This window comes from Parapedobacter sp. GCM10030251 (genome assembly GCF_042666505.1).
Classification (GTDB): domain Bacteria; phylum Bacteroidota; class Bacteroidia; order Sphingobacteriales; family Sphingobacteriaceae; genus Parapedobacter.
In genome coordinates this window covers 553,995-573,493 of record NZ_JBHTDN010000003.1, presented here as the reverse complement: position 1 = coordinate 573,493, position 19,499 = coordinate 553,995, and the positions used below count along the sequence as shown (strand labels likewise).

Here is a 19,499-nt window from a genome sequence, read left to right as displayed (position 1 = left end):
GTTTAAAGACTATTGATTTGTGCCTCCAGACTATTTTTAAGAAGTTCTTCGGAATTTTCCGCTAAATGACTTGATCGGCAGCGCCAGCATTCGTAGCCGCCCTGTTCCAACTCATGGACTGGCGGCACATAGCCCACGTAATCATTGGCCAGGCAAATCGTAAAATATTTTTTATCGGGTCGTCCCGCCTTGATATTCAAACCGGTTTCGGCGAAAAATTCACCCGGAAGCGCACCGATCACACCTGATCCGATCCGGAATGCTTGTACCGGCACCTGTTTTTGGTCGGGGTATTCAGCCAGCAACACCTGTTCCCGCGCATATACCTGTCGGTATCCCTGTTGGTCGAAATGGATGTTTTCGTAGTCCGTTTGTCTCACCAGTTCTTTCGCGGACTCCAATTCGGCCGGCGTTGGTTTACGTAACCCCACCGTTACCTCATCATAGCGGCTCCCTAATAAGGGTTGCGCCTCCCAGGTCACACCCGCTAGCGAAGCCGCGACGCCCTCGGCAAGTTCTTTGCCGATCACCCGGCTTTTCGCGTGGTTTCCCGCCGGGTAACGATCCGGTTCCAAGAAATCCCAGATATTCACTTCACCGCTGGTTCCGTTGCTCATCATGCCTACGAAACCGGGCCCCGCTCCCAATAATTCGGTCAGTTCGTTTGCAAACCATCCGAAATAATCCGCGCTGATCGTACCTCGCTCGCAGTCGCCCACGTAATGCAACGAATAATTGGCAAGTAAGCCGATCCATTGATCGTTGGTTCCTTTTACGGCTAAGTACCGCAGTTCCGTATCCGGTTTGGATGTACGCTCTACAATATCGCCTTCATCGCCGAAAGGATTGGTTTTTATCGCATCCACGCCTCCACTTACGGGGTTAAACGGTCGGTAGCCGGCCTTCATGCGATAACGCCTGCATACCATATGCCGGGGCTCGTCGAACCAACCATAGGCAATTTGTGCAGGAACCAGCCGTTGCTGCGCTTTCAAGGCAGCCTCCACAAGCCATGCAGGCAACTTCTTCCGGTAGCCCCAGTCCACATGCCCCATCAACAAATCGGCAACCGAACCAGCTGAATGGGTATGTGTACTTGAGATCAACTGATTTTCCTTCGGGATGCCCGTTTTTGCTAAAATCATGGCTTTTACCTCGTCCAGAAAATCCCGTTGCATGACACAGATGTCGACGACCAGGATGAGCAACGTGGTCGAATCGTCCTGCATAACCATGGCTTTGGCATAAAGCGGATCGGCGATATGATTCGCATAGCGACTCGTAAATTCACCGTTGATCACGGTCCCCAATGGTGGTGTAATGTCCACCTGTGCCGTGCCGGCTTTAAATGAATAATCTTGCATAGTCTATTTATTTCTTCCACGCATTCCGTAAAAACCGAAGCCAATTGCCATGAAAAATATGATCGATATCCATCTCACTGTATCCGCGCCTTTGCAACATGGCTTCAAATTTTTGTAAATCGGCTATCGAATTCATGTCCCAGGGGCTTTGTTCGGTACCAAAGATACCATCCAGGTCGCTTCCGATGCCAATGTGGTGACTGTTACCGGCAAGTTGGCAGATGTGATCCCAATGATCTACCAACTGCTCAAGCCGGATATCCAGTTGCCACGGGTCCGATACGGTATCGATAAACCGTATATCCATTGCCCAGCAATCCAACATTCCGCCAATGACAGCGCCTCTTCGGATCAGCTTTTTGATCTGCTCATCAGTGAGCTGCCGCTGGTTAGGAACGAGTTTACGCACATTGTGATGGCTGGCCCATATCGGGCCCTCGTATACATCAACGGCTTGGTCAAACCCTTCATCCGTAAGGTGAGTGATATCCAAAATCAGATTTAACTCGCCCATCACCTTCATTAACGCCAGTCCCTGCGGATGGATCCGCCCCGCGGTCTTCGTACCGTCCGCATACCGACCCGGGCCGAAATGCGACAAGCCCATTGCCCGCAAACCATAGTCGTATGCCCGATACAGGTAATCAATATTCACCAACGAATCGGCACCTTCCAGACTGAGGATATACCCAATGGGCTTTTCTTCATCTGCCAATTGGTTGTTATTCCATAAGTCGATATGCTTTTCCAGTCCGTCCGGATCCACAATCTGTACCATCTCTCCCAGGGCTTCCATCTCCCGGTACCAGCTGAGCTGCGCCTGGGTCATAGCCCATGCTTGTTGCGGAGAGTTCCAGGTAGTAGGCGTATAGCGGGATGGACTGACCCGCGCCAACTGTGTAGCAACCACCAAGCCTACCTTACCTTTGCGCAGTTCGGGCAGACAGACTGTCCCCTTTCCGCGATCCGGCCGGTCCCGCAGGTTCAATTCCCCTCGGCGTATTTCATCCAATGGGCGGGATAGATCCCGGTTCCATTCCAGGGCGTTCATCGCCAGGTCCAGATGGGCATCAATGATCAATCGGTTCATTCGAAAGAATTTTGTTTTTCAATGGCCTCATGGAACCTGAATTTTCATCGCCTTTTATGCGGCGCTGACACGTCAGGTTTCATGTGGGTATTTTAAAATCAATTCCCGGATTTCCGCACTAAATGTACGAACTATTTTTTCCCAATCGTCCGGCTGGTCAGTGGCATACCCTTGTAAGTTAGCAATCACGGAATCCGGCACTTGGGTGGCTTTCGAAAGCTCGGGGTTCAGGTCTTTCATCACCACACCGTACGCATAGGTACCCATGAGGTCCATGTATCGGAAATTGCCGGCAAAGGGCAGGTAATATCCGGCATCATTTCGGCAGGCGCGGTCGATGCTTTCCATGGAAGCGTAGCCATTCTCCACCAGATAAAACGCCTCCCTCGCCCAAGCGGCCATCATCCGCGCACGCACGCTGAATCCAGATTTTACGGTATAGGGATCTTTATGCCATCCCTCGGTTGCTATTGCCTGCAGTGCACGTAGGTGATCGGGATGGGTCTTTTCATTGCTTATGATTTCCAGAAAGAAAGTCAGATCAGCGGGGTAACACCAATTCAATCCCAACACCCGCTCAGGGTGCCGACTGGAAGTTTGCAATTCCGCCAAAGGGATGCTCTCGGTATTGATGGCAATCAGGGCATCTGCACTAGCGCACTCGTCCAATCGCCGGATGAGTCGCTGTTTTGTATCGATGCGTTCATCCGTAACGATGACGATCCACCGATGGGGTAAAACGGCAGGCCAAACGCTCGGTAAAATCAGTTGTTCCACGTTATCGGATACCGCTTCCTTCACCGCTGAGTAAGCGGCCGCTACATCCGAGGTCAACAAAGTGGTTTCTTGATTGGCGCGCAACATCATAGCAGCGACGCTGTAAGCAAGCTTTCCATCGCCGACGATTGCTATGGGGGGGAGTGATACGTTCGTTTCTTCCATAATTCGGGTCATCGTTCGTTATAAGGACGCTAACACTTCCGTGGCCACCGCGATGGCCTGATCAATCTCTTCCTCGGTATGCACTGCACTGATATACCACAACCCCCTGCCGATCACACGGACGCCCCGATCGTGCAGCCCCGCGATGAACGCATTTAACAGGGCTTTGTCGTTCGAAAGCGTATCCCGGTAATCGCGCACCCGCGTCAACGAGGTAAAGGCGGTATTGAACATCGGCCCCATTCCCTGCACCAAAAGGGGTCGGTCTGCTTTCTGTGCCGCTTCCTGCAGCCCGTTCATCAGTTTCCTTCCCAACCGGAACATGCGGTCGTATGTAAGGGGGTCCTGCTCCAACACCTGAATCGTAGCCAACGCGGCGGCCACCGTCGGGTTACCAGCATTCATGGTACCGGCATGGATCACGCGGGCCGTTTCGATTTCTTCCATCCACTCCCGTTTTCCTACAATGGCACTGATCGGATATCCGCTGGCAATCGCTTTTGCAAAAATGGACAGATCCGGGGTAATCCCGAAATACCGCTGTGCACCGCCAAGGCCAAGCCGGAATCCGGTGATCACCTCGTCAAAAATCAACGCCATGCCGTACGCATCACAAATTTCACGCAACCCTTCCAAAAACCCTGCCTCCGGCGGGATGCAGCCATTGTTGCACATGACCGGTTCGGTGATGATTGCCGCTAATTCCGCATGGTGTTGTGCCACCGTCTGGCGTACCAACTCGATGTCGTTCCAGGGAAGGATGATAAACTCCTCCCGGCTGTGAGCCGATAAGCCCCCCGACCAAGGGTAGGCCTGCGGATGTTCACGGCTGCCCAACGCCTCCGCAGATGGCGTACTGATTCCCCACGCGACGTTGTCCAGCCAACCGTGATAATGGCCTTCAAACCGCAGGAATTTCGGCCTCCCGGTTTTAGCGCGGGCTACGCGAAAAGCCGTCTGTACCGCTTCCGATCCGTCCAGGCAGAAGCGCATCAACTGGGCCGATGGGATGAGTTCACAAAGTTTTTCAGCAAGCTCGATTTCTTTCAGATGCTGCCCTGCAAATAATTGCCCCTGTTCCGAATACGCCTGTATCGCATCCAGTACCGAGGGGTGGGAATGGCCCACGATCAACGGCCCTTGGCTCAGGGTGAAATCGAGGTATTCATTGCCATCCACGTCATAAATACGGCTTCCACGGCCATGTGTATAAAAAATAGCATGCGGATGATTGTACTTCCGGAATTCGGAGGAAACCCCACTTGCCAACACTTGTTTCGCCCGGTCCAACAACCGGGCCGACGCTTGGTAACGATCTATCGCCATGCTTTTTATGGTATTTGTTCTTCTCTTTTCAGGGGAAAAAGCGCTTCGTTATACCGCGAGGCCAGTTCATAAATCTCTTGATTGAATTGTCCAAAAGCCGTTTCCCATTTTTTTGCGCTTTCCTCGGTATAGGTATATAGTCCCGACCGGTTATGTATCCCTTTCGCTTCACTAGCTACCAACTGCCGCATGATCTCAGGGACATCTTCCCGATTGCTGAGTTGACCAAATAGCTGCTTACAGGTGTTTATGGAATCCTCCATGCCCACGAAAGCCATTCGCCTGAAGATTCCCATCAAGGTAATCCACGATCCTGCATCGTAGCGAAGCGCTTTGTCGGCGTCCGCTAACGTCGTATGCCCGGCTTCTACCAACGACAGTGCTTCGCGGTAAACGGCATACATCAACCGATTCGTGATGAATCCGCGGATATCTTTCTTGAGCAGTGTAGGCTCTTTACCCCATTTGAACCCCAGGGACACGACGTATTCTGCAATCCGCAGATCCGTATCGCTCCCGCATGTCACCTCCAAGAAACGCGTCATGTAAGCGGGTTCTGCCCAATGGATTCCGAGGAAGCGTTCGGGATGCGGCACCAATTGCTGTAATTGGCTGATCGGTATAGCCGATGTATTGGAAGCGATAATCGCGCTGCGATCCACCGAAGCCGCTATCTGTTCGTAAACCCTTCTTTTTATTTCCGGATCCTCTACGACACATTCCAACACAACCCTGCAGTCCGCTAGTTGCCCGTATGCTTCGACCAATTTCAGCGCATCGATGCACGGTGGGATACCGCGCGGCAAAACACCCGCCGAATCCGCGTGGCGTAGCAAATCGCCGATATGCTTGGCCGCCTTATCCTTTTCGCCCGGTACCGGAGCAAGGGCAGTTACCGGATATCCGGAGGCCAATAACGATACGACGATACTGCTTCCCATCAGCCCCAATCCCACCACACCGATCTGTATGGGTTTGATTTGTCCGTTGTCCATACGTTTCTACGGCAGCTTCGCGATGCAATCAATCTCCACACGGATACCCTCCGCCAATACCGATTGCACGGTTGTACGCGCAGGCCGTACGCCCGTGAAATAGGTAGCATATACCGCGTTGAAGCGGTCAAATTCAGCAATATCTTTGAGGTGTACCGTGGTTTTTACCACGTCGTCCAGCGAAATTCCGGCTGCGGTCAGAATGGATTGAATATTGTCGAGCGTGCGTTGGGTTTCTTCCTCAATAGAACCCAATACAAATCTGGAAGTCTTGAAGTCAACAGAAGCCTGGCCGCTCACAAAAAGAAAACCTCCCGCAATAACCCCATCGGAATAAGCCCCCGTTACAAAGTCCGCGGCCCGATCCGGATGTACAATTTTTTGTTTACTCATATTCACTACGTTTTTATAGCTAGTAATTACTTGTAAACAAAGGTAGGTCGATCGCGTTTGGAGGTCTATTACATTTATGTGGATTTGTAATATTATTTTTCAACCCCCGTATGCACGGAATACGTTCCTTTACGGCTATAACAAAGTCAGTTCTTTCATCCAGTAAACGCACCGGCCAAACCATTCATCAAATGCCGGAGCCGTTAAAAAGCCGTGTTCTCCGGTAGCGTAAATGTGCAGTCCGGCAGTGACACGATGCTTACGGAGCGCCTCATAAAAAAGCACGCTGTTTTCGACAGACACGACGACATCTGCATCCGAATGGACAAGAAAAGTTGGCGGGGTCAGTGAGTCAACCTGCAATTCATTTGAAAAAAAGCCGATCTGCTTAACGGAGGGTGTGTTGCCCAGCAGGTTGCCGCGGGAACCCGTATGACCAACCGCATCGGTCATACTGATCACTGGGTTGATTAACAGCATAAAATCCGGACGGAGACTGGTCTTCTGCGGATTGGGCACGTAATCTTTTTTGAAATGCGTTCCCGCCGTAGCTGCCAGGTGCCCACCTGCCGAAAATCCCATGATTCCGATTTTCGCGGGATCGATTCCCCAAACGCTGGCGTTTTCCCGCACCAGCCGGATCGCTTGCTGTGCATCTTGCAGCGGGCCGATGGATTTATCAACCATGATTTCGTCATCCGGTAAACGGTATCGAAGTACAAAGGCAGCAACACCAAGCTCGTTAAACGTGCGGGCAACATCCGACCCTTCCCGCTTTGTCAACAATACATGATATCCGCCACCCGGGCAAATGATCACGGCCGTACCGTTGGCCTTTCCGGGCGGGGGCAAAAAAACGGTTAAGCTGGGTTCGGAAACGTGGAAGGTCAACGTATCAACCAGCGCATTCGCTTCCTCGCGCTCCCGGTCAGCTGCCGGTCTGGCGTTAGGCACCGTGCCGTCATATAGAGGGATACGCTGCTGCGCTTGGCAGTAGGTAATCACGAGAAACAGAGCCAAACAAAGTCGCATGATTTTAAAAGCTAGCATGAAGTGAGACCATCTGCTAAAGTACAAGGATTTATTAAACAAACAAGCAGCATCGCCAGACAAGCGAAGCGTGACTGCCGAACTTTGGGAGCCGTACTATTCATAGATTTCCGGCACGTCGATCAACGTACGGGTATACATCCGCAAAGAGCCGTTCACATTGGGGTGATGGTAAATTTTACCCCAATCATAGTCCTCAAAATACATCGTCGTTTTATCCACTACCTGGCCATCGTGAGCCAATGAAGTGGCCAGATCAAACCTGCACCCCTTGATCCCGTATTTCTGACGTATTTTTTCAATCATTTCATTTACCGGAATCTGCGTGCCGCTTTCGTTGCAGGGAATATTGTTCAATATCGGAATGGAACCTTGTGAGCGGACGTACTCCACCAGCTCACTTAGGTTTTCTTCCGTATTTCCACCATTGGTACCGATGGTTATCATCACATACTTAGCCTGCACATAAGGAAGTTCGTTTTTTATGCGTCCGAGCAGCTCATGGATGGTGGTTCCGCCACGGCCGCTTGCCATTGCATTTCCCGACACATTTTTCATGATCAGCTGCGTCCACGATTGCGGAAAATCCACCGTCGGAAAATACCCTTCCGGTTCGGTGATGGAATCGCCATAGATCAGCAAGGTCAAATCCGTTTCCTTAGCCAGCACACAAATCTGCTTGACCCGCATTTCGGTTCCTTCCGCCAATCCGAAACAATAGTAATCATGTTGAAGCCCCACAAAAAAACCTGTACCTTCCGCCCCTGCCCCTACGCCGCCGGTACCATTCAGCGTCGCCTCAACGCTCGCTTGTTCACCTGTAAATAAATCGACGATTCGCAGCGTGGAGGTTTGGTAGTTCCGATGCACTTCGACGAGGTATTCGTGGGTTGGGTCCAAAAAATCCACCTTCCCTTCACTAATGGGATCAGTACCGATGGAGATGCGCTGGCGGCGGACATCCACCATGGCTTTGAAATCGCCTTGATCGCTTTGAAATATACCTACGGCATCTGCCGAAAACCGCACATGATATCGGATCAATCGCTCGGCCAATGCGTAATACTGGTTGAGTCTAACCAGGCTGCCATTCTTCGTCATGCGCAATCCGTCTTCCGTGAACTGTGCGCCTGTACCTTCAGTTAACAACTCCGGGTAGTCTCCGGTCCCGGAAATTATCCGGTTGTACAATACAGGTGTAGGGTCTTTACCATAGAGGGAAGCTACGATACTAAACCACGCAGATAACAACAACGTATATTTCATAATTCATAAGTTTACAAATTCACTTAGTTGGAAATGCCACTCGCGGCGATTCGAGATCAAAATGATTGATTGCACTGATGCTGAGGCTGGAGTCGGCACCCTCCGGCAAAGCAACCACGGTTCTCATCGGCAATGCCGGCATTGGAATCGCATCGTCGCCATTGGTGTCGAAACGTTGGTATACTCCCTGTTCAGGAAACCGCGCAATGAGTCGATCCCCGTCGTAAATACAAAATTGTTTGATACCCGATTCAACATCGGCATCTCCGTGCCAGGTCAATTCAACGGCCATATTATGACGCCGTGTTTTCGTAAGTCCGTAGGGTGCGGGCGGTGATGTGCGATCGATCACGGTACCGGTAATGACAAATTCTTTCCATTTCGCCGCGATCGCCGAATCGGGCAACCACGACCCTGCGGATCGATCTTCGGGATATTTGCTGTAGGCGTACGTATTCAATGACCGTATATCCCCCAGCCACCCCGCGGTTTTATCCAGATCTTTCATGTGCTCAAAGGAAACCTGAGTCCTTGTGGGAAGGCGTTTGGACAGTACCGATTCGTAAAATGGAATGGCCATGTACCTTACAAAACTGTAGTTGTGGTTTTGATAGGGTGTATAGGCAATACTAACCAGTCCCCCTTCCGCCCTCAACTTTTGGAAGGTATTTACCGCCGTTTGCCAACAGCGCACACCGGACGCATTGGCATCTCCGGCTCCCGCGTGACGGATCATTAACGGGATTCTTAACGCGGCCTCCGGGTAATCCCATGCCGGATCAAAGGCGGGGGAATAACAAAACGCAGCCAGTATCCGGTCCGGATAATCTTTCATCATCCCCAGCGTCCAATATCCGCCGCCGGAATGGCCCCATAAAAGCCAAGGAGCCTCCTTCAATTCCGGGTGGGTCGATACCGTACCCACTTCCTCCAGGGCACGCATCAGCGACGGACCTGAACCTGACGCTGGATCCCGCCATTCCATACAACCCGATCGGTAATATAAATCAGGCCCCACAATCGCCAACCCCCATTTCTTTGCAAACGCCTGATACTGGACATCGTATGCCGTAGACTCGCCACGCCCTTCCATACCGCATCCATGCTGGTGGACAAACACTCCGCGAACCGTGTCTAGCCCCTTGGGAATGAAAATGTGATACACCGCATAGTCGGCGGTGTCGGGATTTTTCACAACCACCCGGTAAACCGTGCCATTTTCGATCGCCTGCTTTCCGACTGGCAAAATCGGTGATGCCGTCATGTGAGGCATCCGTTCGACTTGCCACGAAAGCGTCAGCAAGGACAACGCAAACAGCGTACTGACAAAAACGCTTCGGATCCAGGTTGTTTTCACCATTTCGATTGATTGAAGTTACCAGTTACCATACCTGAAACTAAGCCTTCCGAGGGGTGCGCTGTCGCCAGTCACGTAATAATCCATGATGTCATCGTATTTCGTAACATGATCGGCTACCTTAAATTCGATTGCGCAACTTTCAGGTGTCAACCCCAACTGTTCCAACGATACCGCCACCTCCATTACATTTCCGCTAATCTTATAGGATGCCTCTCCGGTCGACACCCACTCGTACCCTCCGATAGACCGTTCCACCGACGTGCGACTTGATCCGGGCTTCCGGTTGATGATATATTGATACCCTGCAAAGTCTTTCTCGCCCGTCGAGCGGACCAAGATGTTCATCCAATTGAGGTCGGTTCCGTTGTAGGGTGTGATGTCGGCCTGGGTTTTAATCCGGAAATACAACTGCTCATCGTCATGGCTAACGTGTATTTCCGTGATATCATTGCGGTTGCTCGTATCGACATAGGTACCTGTGCCCGTTGCGTTCGAAAAATCCCTGGGCCGGGCATCCCCCGCGAAATCGACATACGTCGCCTGCCGCTCGCTTCCCCGCGAATCGCCACCGGCCGCATTTCCGTCCAGAAATTTGAACTTCCGCACATTACGAACCAGCTGCAGGTAAAAATTGTCGTTATAGCCTCCTTTCATCATTTCAATATCGCGCGAAAATTCGTTGTTGTAGACGTCCACGAAAAACACATTATGCGCATCGTTGGCATACTTAATCGCCATCCATTCATTGAAAGAGGTGGCCAACACGTTATCGACCTTCTCCCTGCTGGCGAAAACCGCGTCCCACATCGTCTCAAAATTCGCCCCCGCGGTCCAATCCCTCTCGACTTCCTTGGTCCGGTTGTTATAGCCCCTGCTGCATTCGGGGTCCATACTGCTGGCATAGATGACCGAATGACTGTGCTGGGCTACGGGTACCGCTACCGTCCCGCTGTGATTCCGTTGCGGATACTGCCAGCTCATCCAGGGAATCGAATGCGGATGGTAATCGCCGTTCGGCCATTGGGATTCGCGGACATCGAAATAGTCGTTCATCGCTGGCTTTATGTATTCGGTAAACGGCCTTTCCGGTTGTGCATACTTAGTCTGGTCGGATGCGTTTCCGTTCCTTTCCGTAATCCCGATCATCAGGGGCTTTCCGCCCGGTTTAAACCACAAGGTTTCATACATCCCTGATTTATAAAATAGATCGTAGAGTTTAGCTACCGTAATTCCGGAAGATGAATTGGTATAAAATACAACCTTCGGAACGTCGAATCCCTGCCGTTGGAAATTCAACAAGGCATCCAATAGGTTTTTCGTAGCTGACTCATAAACCACATTGTTCGTCGCATCGATGCAAAGGTAATCAATGGCCGCATTGGTTAGCAATTCGATATGACGGGTCACAATCCAGGGGTCACTCATGCTGTAATAGCCATACAGCGGCTCACCCCAGAAATGGAATTCATGCAGCGGGCTCTCTGAGGTACCTTTCGGATTCTTCAGGGCCGATGGATTCGTGTCCAGTAATCGTTGAATATCGTATATCCCCTGCTGTTCGGAATGATGTTGTCCCAACCAAACGGAATAAAATACGCCGACATACCGGGTATCATCCGGCCTTTTGCGTACAGCTTCGATACGTCTCCCGAGGGCATCCGTACCCGAAAGTTTCATTACGGAAAAGCGGCTGGCTTCCGGTTGAAAATCAACGTTACCCTGAGCGTGTACCCCAGAAACGGATTGCCAGGCGATAACGGTATAGATAACAGTATAAAGGAAATGCTTCATGCTTAATTTACTGGTCTCCGGAACCGATTTCAACCCACACACGGTGATAATCTTCGCGGTTTCGGCAAGACGGCATATACCTACCGGCTTGTTCGGAATCGATATGTGCCCGAACCCGTTTCCACCACCGTATAGCCACCTACACTGCGAATATTTGCAATCTCAGCTACCTGATCCAGAGGCTTTCCTCCTTCCGTGATCACCGTTCCATGGGTTTGCGGAATCCAGACCTCCGCACGGGTGTTTACCGGAATATCCACCGTTAGCTCCAATCCCTTTTCGTCGATGCGCCAAGCACTGCCAATGGCACCGTATACCGACCGGAACTCTCCCTGCGCTTGGTGCAGATCTCCTGCCGGTTGCGGCTTGATCACGATTTTTTTAAATCCCGGTGCACCCTCATTTATTCCCAATAACGACCGGTAAAACCACTCACCCACCGAGCCGAACATGGGATGATTTTTAGAAAACATATCGTCGGAATATTTCCAGGTTTCCCAAAGCGTGGTTGCACCGTTTTCAATCATATGCCCCCATCCCGGGAAATCACGTTGGTCGGCGATTCGGTAAGCCACGTCATTCCGGTCACTTGTTCTTAACACGTCAAACAGCATTTTCGTACCGAATATACCCGTAGATAAATGCCAGTTCTTTTGCGCAAAAGCATCCATGAGTACTTCCCATGCCGCATCACGGTCGATGGCATCTGCCGCGCCGCTCCATAAAGCAAACAACTGGTCCGACTGTGTACCCCTGGCAAAGAAACCATTCCCCCGGTTGAATTCCCGCGCAATGGCATTCCGGATGGTTTGTGCCAACTCGCGATACCGCGCAACATCGCCTTCCTTGCCCAGAATAGCGGCCATATCGGCCAGCAACTGAACGTGCTGGTAGTAAAAGACCGAAGCGGTTAGCGGTTTAGATTTCTCTTCCAGCGACTCGTGATCGCCCAAATCCGTATCGAACAAGTGATTCACCGCCCTGGACCGCAAAAATTCCACCTGCTTACGCACGGCTCCGTAATATCGCTCCACCATGCGTTTGTCGCCGTAGAAGTCGTACATTTTCTTGATAACATGTGCAAACCCCAGCTGAAAACCCAGCGGTCCGGATTGATCGCCCGGTCCTTCATCCGCAATACCGACAAAGGGTGCGGTTTCTGTAATTCCGCCAAGCGGGCGTTGTTCATTGGCATGGTCCTCAACAATCTTCGCGTAAAGATTGGGCATGTCATAGTTGAACATGAACGCTTCCGTCGTACAGAAGATGTCGCCTCCATAAGCCAGCTTTTCGCGACCCGGGCAATCCGATATGGTACTGAACACATTGCTCATAAAGGTCCAGCGGATATTTTCCTGCAGTTGGTTAAACATCGTATTCGATGAAGAGAAGCGGCCATTTTCTGCTAAATCCGTATTCATCCGGAGGCCTTCGATGTTTTCGGCTGTAGGCGCCCCCGGCCACCCCCGTATTTCCACATAACGGAAACCGTGAAAAGTAAAACGCGGTGCCCAGATTTCCTCGCCCTCCCCTTTCAGTGTATAGCTGTCTTCCTGCCAGGCTACCGCTGGTGCACCCGGGCCACCGTTATTCCGCTTAATCTGGCCGGCCACGGCCGTCATTCCGTTTACATGACCATCGGGATATTTATCTTCTCCATAGCGGAGCGAAATCGTTGTGCCGGCCGGACCACTTACCCGGATTCGGGCTACTCCTGCAAAATTCTGTCCCATATCCGCCACAAACACGCCCGGTGAAACTTCTTGTATCGCAATGGGCTTTAACACCTTGGTAACGCGTATGGGAGGTTGCTTCTGTGCCGTGAGTTTACCCGGGGGGCCGCTCACTTCGACAGCGGGTTTCCACGTTCCCGCGGAAGCAGGGCCAGTACACCATGCCGGATCGTAGCGTCTGCCGTCGAAATGTTCTCCCAAGTAAATGTTGTTTCGGATTATCGGTCCGGGAGCCGTTTGCCAGTCATTGCCGGTTCCCAGGGTCTCTACGGCGCCGTCGTCATACACCAAACGAACCATTGCCTTGACCTTTGGCCGCCCGGTTTCCAGTGCATCGCGCATGTTGATAGCTCCCCAAAAGCGCAACGGAAGGGGGTTATACCAACCATTACCCAGCATAAATCCGATGACGTTATCTCCCTTTTTGAGCCGTTCCGTTACATCATAAACTGCATATAGCACTTGCTTTCCATAGGATGTCCAACCGGGATCCAAGACGTGATCGCCCGCCTTTTCGCCATTCAGATACGCCTCGTAATATCCCATCCCGCTTACATACAAGCGAGCCGAAGCGATTTTTTTCGAGGCATGGAAGGATTTGCGAAACAGGGGCATGGGATCTTCCTGATAAAAATCCTCATCCCGGGTAAACTGCTGACTTCCGTCGCCTATCCATTTCCCCTCCCAATCCGAGGGGTCCAACATCGCCGTCTCAAACCAAGCCGGCTTACTCCAGCCGGAAGCTTTTCCCTGCTTATCGTAAACCCGGACACGCCAGTAATACCGGGTAAACGATTGAAGCGGCCGACCGTTGTACGTGACGTGAATATTCTGTTCTGAATCGACCTTCCCGGTAGCCCAAACCGTACCTTTTTTTTTCTGGATATCTTTCAGGTTATCTGCTACGATCAGTTCGTAGGCGGTTTGCTTCTGATCCCGTTTATCCGATACAAGTGTCCAGCTTAACCTGGGCAAACGCTCATCCAATCCCAGCGGGTTTTCCAGGTACTCGCATGTAAGCTTATCCGGGCGAACCGTGTTCGCTAAAGACGCTAACGGAAAAAATACAAAAAGATAAGGTATTATTTTTGAAAGGTGAATCATACAAATCATTGAGTTAAATACGTGTGCTTCCGCTTTTGGCGCATGGATTCCAGCACAATGTAAGGGACGCTCACTGTGGTCAGGTAAACAGGTCCACGCGTATACTGTGGTGGAAAATAGCACTCATAGGGTCCTGAAAACCCGATTCCCTTTCGGAAATCGCTTTCCCTCAGGCCCGCAATGTAGTCGCTTATTAAACGCGATGCGACCGCCGCATCGACATTCGCAATGGCGTAGGCAACCCATCCGGTGGCGGTTCCCCAATAGGCGCCATTCTGATATTGGTTCTTGGGTACGATGGCATCTTCCCAGGCGGTTTCTTCACTAAAATCTTCCCCGTGGATAATGTGCCTTACACTTCCTTTATACGCCAATTTTCCTGCTGCATAGGCTTGGGCCAGATGCTGCCCAGCTTGTTTTGCGTTTTCCCCCTCCAAAATGCCCAGGTAAACCGCCAGCGCAGTTCCCCATACATCGGCCTGTCCGCCTTTACCCGTGGACGCGCGCAACATTCCGTCCTTATTTAAAAAGGTGCGGGGTATCGCTTCTTTTAGCTGCTGGGCGATTTGCCGGTAGCCCCTCGCCTTTTCCCGATCACCCACTTCATCAAAAATAGCGGCCAGTTGATATGCCGCCCGGTACTTCAGAATGGACGGATAGCTAAGATCACCGGTAATACGGATGGCGTCCCGGAAACCGAAGTCAACACCCCGGAATGTATCGTTCGTATAAATTAGGTGATTATCCTGCCGTGACGGTGGTATTTTAAATGCAATCTCCAACCGGTCTACCAAACGCATTCCGTTGATCAATTTATCCAGTATGTTGCGATCTTTCGTGGTGCGAAGATAGTAATCGGCCATGTAAATAAAATAATACTGATCGCAGTAAGGCGGCGTCATACCGAACGCTTCCACACCCTGTTCATCGTAATCATAAGTTCCGGGAAAATAAATGGGCTTCAGATCATCTACCCGGATATGGTCCGCAATGGCGCCAAAAGGCACCAAACTCCCTCCCTCGGTAATCCAGGATTGGTCACACTGGGTGGAAGCAGTCAGGAGCAGCATGTGTTTCTGCTCTTCCTTGGTTACGAAACCCGTTTCCAGTGTCATGGCATAGTCCCGGATCCAGAACGACGGATAGGTTTCCCGGCCTCCAGGTCTGATGAGCGTACCACCCGTGTTGTTCGCACCAAACGGAGACACCAATTGCTGGCCCGGACGTATGCGTGAACTGTCCAGCACGGCTTGGGTCAGTCCCTTCAGAAACTCGAAATCTTCTGCGGTTACGATCGGCTGGGCAATGCTCCACCCCATGGTCAGAAATAGGTATATCGGCGTAATCAGTATCCTTTTCATTTTCGTTATTTTTTAGTTGTTTCGAAAAGATACAATTTTCCTTCCCCTGGAAGAAAACGATCCTCCATCCGCCCGCCGTTAATGCGGACGGCCTTTTTTCTGCCGCTTATGTCGGATATTCGATAGACCCGTTTGATGTTCGCATCCAGAACACCTTGGATATCTTTTTCCTCAGTGAGCGATTTATTGACGATCATCATATACTGTCGGTTGTTCCGTGGATTCCGGAATTCAGTGATAATCAGCTGGTCATTGGTATTGGCGGGCTGCCAGCCAAAATCCGCGGGCAGGGAAACGATTCCTTTTCCTGGCGCTTCCCCGGTGTGATAGACCGCTACCGCATCCAATCCGGCCAGCACACTTCCGATCCGATGGAGCTGTTTGTTTAACCGCCGGAACGGACGGTATAAATCCGTCTTTTTTCCTACGCTATCGATGATGGCGCTGGTAAACTTCTCCACGGGCTGCCCAACGGGTGTATTGTACGTAAACCAAACCAAATTCTTGATCCCATAGGCCAGGTTGGAGAAGGCACTGAATCGCAATTCATGCTCCGTTGGGCGCCGGTAATGCCCTTTGATACCAACCGATTGCAGATACGATGAGGTGCGGACGCCATGTTTTAATCCAGCCCGCCGAATGACATCCAGGTTGTAAAAATTAGTGAGCCTAAAGGACCCGTCGATCAGGAAGGGATAGTTGTCAAACGAAAGGAAAATAAGATTTTCCCTGCCGACCTTGCCAATCCACTTCTCGACATAATTGTGCTCATAGTCCTCATAAACAAAATCCGGCAATAGATTTACATAGGGTACTCGGTCCGGATCGAGTGTTCGTATAAACTGATACGTTTTCGCGGGCCAGTCCAACGCGTCGGCACCCGGTTCGTCTACGATGTAATATCCCCCCGTTGCGGGGTGCCCTTTGTAAGTCTCAACCAGGTCTCGAACATCTTCGTCCGAACCGTGTACGCGCGGATCACCTACGTAATAGGTCAAACCGTGCTTCTGTGCCAAATCGAGTATCTGAAAGTTCCTTTTCTGGGACGCCGTGGCTTCCTGCCGTTTTGCGTCTTCGATAAACTGAATAAAATCGATATGGGCACGTTTAATCCACCGGAACTGCCGGTCATTCGTCAGTTCCGGTGTAGGGCCGTAAAAAATGCCAATTTGAAAGGGACGCTCGACTCCGCCGGGTGCTACTTCTTGCGCCTGAACAGCGGCAATACGGAAACAAACCGCCAGAAACGCCAATGTCGAGTAACGCCTTAACATACTATTGATCATCATTTAACAACCCTACGGCGTGCCTAAGCTACCCATTAATTCGATTTCCATCATGACGATGGGACTTACGTCTGTACCGTAACCCCAAGTGGACGAAACTTGAATTCGCAAATACCGGAATGCGGGGGCACCCGGGGGGATTTCGAATAGTTCCCCTTCCGATATTACGTGCGTCTCCGAAGTAAAATCACCGAGCTTTGTCCAGCTATCCCAGCTGCCGTCGGGAGCCGGATCATTGCTGCCCCATAATGCAAACGTTTTTGGGTTACCATGCCCATAGGCAGTGTCCCAATCTGTACGCTGCCAAAGCCGGAACGAATACAGGGGATGATCTGATGTGCCCAAGTCGATAGTTACATGGGCCGGTTTGGATACATCCGGTGTATGAAAACCGGGGTCAGGATTCGTTCTTCCATCCCACATGTTCCGAAGGAACCATCCGATGTCTTCCCTGGCTGACGCATCGGTGGGAAGACGCAATTCCCGGAATTTCGATTTGTCCAGCTTAAACCTCACGGTATTTCCCGGCACAACGGCCGCCGTAGTTTTTAACGTATCGATGGAGGTTGTATCCGCCAGGTACCAGGTGGTGTAGGAAAGATCCGTTCCTTTTTTATAATCCGCCAAGGCAGTAGCTTCGGTTTCCGGATTGATAAACAACCGCTTTTCAGTCCCCGTCTCGTCCGTGTAGGTGAGCTGGTGCCCGATGCTTCCGTTATGGACATCTGCACCGCCCCAGAACAATTGCAGCTGGCCGTTCGCATTGTCAACAAACGCCTGCGTCAGCGGGCGGTTGAACATATTACCGAGAAAGGTCTCGCCGACAGACCGGCCTTGCACCTCCACGGGTACGGACTGGTTACCCGCATCATCGTAGGTTTTGATAATGAAGGAATAATTGCCTTCGGCTATATCCAGGACATAGGAAACCGTATCCGCATCAGCCGGTATATCGATCTCTACCGAATCCTGATAATTATTCCAGTAGATACGTGCTTGGCTTACGTTGGGATCCGCCGGTGCCTTCCAACCAAATAGTACACGGTTCAGACCGGAATACGTCTTTACCATCTTTGCACGCTCCACGTAGGTAATACCGGAGGGTACCACAAACTTTTTGTACGTATCGTCCATTTTCTTACAGCCGGAAATTACTGCCAGTGCTGCAATTAGGTAATATATACTGATTTTCATGTTATTCGATTCTTGATTTAAGCGTTAATTACTGCCCATCTTGCCCCCATAAGGTAAGCTCCTGTATAACCACCTGTGCCCTACCGCTTGGGATGCCCCAGGTATTCAACGTTTTGAAGCGGATATACCGGACCGCAGGAATACCGGATTCAAATTCGAAATCTTCCCCTAGCGTCAATGCATAGTCCCGGTCCTCCTGGGTCACGGGCCCCGGTCCGGATGGTTTAAAAGAACTGAACGTACCCAATTTTACCCAGTTATCCCGGTATATCTTGTTTTCCAGATCCACGTAATCTCCGTCGGGATTCACACTGTTTGACCCCCAAATTTCAAAGTCCTTGGGGTGGGATCCTTGGTAGGCACCTTCGGGATGAAGCCACGTTTTCATACGGCTTATAATTGTCGGTTGCCCCAAATCGAGGGTAATCGTATGCGGCAGCTGAAATTGGTCTGAGGCAAACAGGCAGCAATAGCCAAAACCACCATCGAATATCTTGTACAGTGGGTAATTTTCAACGTATTGAAAATTGTCCCCGGGCAATTCCAGGGCTTTCCAGGGAGCCTTGTCGATCAGCTTTTCGAACAATGGGGTTACCACAGACTCTTTTGGCTCGGTTTTGTTATTCCACCGGTCTCTTAAGAAAATCGCGACCTTCTTTTCCTCCGTATCCATTCCCCGGACGGAAAAGTTCACTTTATCGGCCGCCGTATAATAGGTAGTCAGCTCGCTGTAGTGGCCGTTGTTGGCGGTGTCTAACAGGACGACGACCGCCAGATTGGCCCGATCCGGATTCTGTAGTTTCACATTGATGCCCCCAAAGGTACCCGAAACAGCCAACGTTTCGTACACCGACTGGATAGCCGGGATGAGCGGCTTCACTGGAACCACCAACGGCTCGGACTCTTTTTCATTTTTCCCGACACTGTATAGCTTCACCTCGTATTCCTGCGTGTCGCCAAACCCTTCGATTTTCAACGTATCGGTGTAGTAAGAGGATTTTACCTCCCATACCGTACCCGGAGCGGTTTCATAAACCGCTTTTACATACCTCAGGTTCGGATCTTTGGGAACTTTATACACAATATGCGCGCCGCCATTCTTCGGTATAACACGCACGTCCTGTACCTGTGCGGGCGCGGGTAGGTTCGGATCCGTATAGTTTATATACTCGTCATTCCGGTCACAGCTAAACGCAACCAGTGAAAGGAGCGCCCAAAACCAGAGCTGAAATTTCTTTTCCATT

General features: G+C 51.1%; 15 protein-coding genes. All 15 read right to left on the bottom strand.

All coding sequences use genetic code 11. The annotated features are described in order from the left end of the window. Nucleotides 1-2: 2 nt before the first annotated feature. Nucleotides 3-1,364: a hypothetical protein gene (locus ACFQRK_RS11500; RefSeq protein ID WP_379006716.1), complete on the bottom strand. Its 1,362-nt coding sequence runs from the start codon at nucleotides 1,362-1,364 to the stop codon at nucleotides 3-5. A 7-nt stretch (nucleotides 1,365-1,371) separates the two neighbouring features. Next, nucleotides 1,372-2,454: a dipeptidase gene (locus ACFQRK_RS11495; protein ID WP_379006715.1), complete on the bottom strand. Its 1,083-nt coding sequence runs from the start codon at nucleotides 2,452-2,454 to the stop codon at nucleotides 1,372-1,374. Nucleotides 2,455-2,526: 72 nt separating this feature from the next. After that, nucleotides 2,527-3,408: a 3-hydroxyacyl-CoA dehydrogenase NAD-binding domain-containing protein gene (locus tag ACFQRK_RS11490; RefSeq protein ID WP_379006713.1), complete on the bottom strand. Its 882-nt coding sequence runs from the start codon at nucleotides 3,406-3,408 to the stop codon at nucleotides 2,527-2,529. Between the two features lie 6 nt (nucleotides 3,409-3,414). Next, entirely contained in the window at nucleotides 3,415-4,722 is a 1,308-nt protein-coding gene (locus ACFQRK_RS11485) for an aspartate aminotransferase family protein (protein WP_379006712.1), read from the bottom strand. A 5-nt stretch (nucleotides 4,723-4,727) separates the two neighbouring features. Beyond that, a complete protein-coding gene (locus ACFQRK_RS11480) occupies nucleotides 4,728-5,717 on the bottom strand; it encodes a 3-hydroxyacyl-CoA dehydrogenase family protein (protein ID WP_379006711.1) in 990 nt (329 codons plus the stop codon). A 6-nt stretch (nucleotides 5,718-5,723) separates the two neighbouring features. After that, the gene (locus ACFQRK_RS11475; protein WP_379006709.1) at nucleotides 5,724-6,110 is read right to left on the bottom strand and encodes a RidA family protein; all 387 of its coding nucleotides are present in this window, start codon (nucleotides 6,108-6,110) and stop codon (nucleotides 5,724-5,726) included. A gap of 135 nt (nucleotides 6,111-6,245) precedes the next feature. Then, nucleotides 6,246-7,142, bottom strand: coding sequence for an alpha/beta hydrolase (locus tag ACFQRK_RS11470; protein ID WP_379006708.1), 897 nt, complete (start codon nucleotides 7,140-7,142; stop codon nucleotides 6,246-6,248). Nucleotides 7,143-7,256: 114 nt separating this feature from the next. Continuing rightward, nucleotides 7,257-8,426: an SGNH/GDSL hydrolase family protein gene (locus ACFQRK_RS11465; protein ID WP_379006706.1), complete on the bottom strand. Its 1,170-nt coding sequence runs from the start codon at nucleotides 8,424-8,426 to the stop codon at nucleotides 7,257-7,259. Between the two features lie 19 nt (nucleotides 8,427-8,445). Continuing rightward, nucleotides 8,446-9,786: an alpha/beta hydrolase family protein gene (locus ACFQRK_RS11460; protein ID WP_379006704.1), complete on the bottom strand. Its 1,341-nt coding sequence runs from the start codon at nucleotides 9,784-9,786 to the stop codon at nucleotides 8,446-8,448. Between the two features lie 15 nt (nucleotides 9,787-9,801). Continuing rightward, nucleotides 9,802-11,577, bottom strand: coding sequence for a hypothetical protein (locus tag ACFQRK_RS11455; protein ID WP_379006703.1), 1,776 nt, complete (start codon nucleotides 11,575-11,577; stop codon nucleotides 9,802-9,804). Nucleotides 11,578-11,657: 80 nt separating this feature from the next. Next, on the bottom strand, nucleotides 11,658-14,414 hold the full coding sequence (locus ACFQRK_RS11450; RefSeq protein ID WP_379006701.1) for a family 78 glycoside hydrolase catalytic domain: 2,757 nt from the start codon (nucleotides 14,412-14,414) through the stop codon (nucleotides 11,658-11,660). Between the two features lie 5 nt (nucleotides 14,415-14,419). Beyond that, nucleotides 14,420-15,775, bottom strand: a complete 1,356-nt coding sequence (locus ACFQRK_RS11445; RefSeq protein WP_379006698.1) for a hypothetical protein — start codon at nucleotides 15,773-15,775, stop codon at nucleotides 14,420-14,422. Between the two features lie 5 nt (nucleotides 15,776-15,780). After that, a complete protein-coding gene (locus tag ACFQRK_RS11440; protein WP_379006695.1) occupies nucleotides 15,781-17,049 on the bottom strand; it encodes a hypothetical protein in 1,269 nt (422 codons plus the stop codon). A 24-nt stretch (nucleotides 17,050-17,073) separates the two neighbouring features. Next, a complete protein-coding gene (locus tag ACFQRK_RS11435; protein ID WP_379006692.1) occupies nucleotides 17,074-18,255 on the bottom strand; it encodes a DUF4998 domain-containing protein in 1,182 nt (393 codons plus the stop codon). 28 nt (nucleotides 18,256-18,283) lie between these two features. Further along, nucleotides 18,284-19,498, bottom strand: coding sequence for a DUF4959 domain-containing protein (locus tag ACFQRK_RS11430; RefSeq protein ID WP_379006690.1), 1,215 nt, complete (start codon nucleotides 19,496-19,498; stop codon nucleotides 18,284-18,286). Between the last annotated feature and the right edge of the window lies 1 nt (nucleotide 19,499).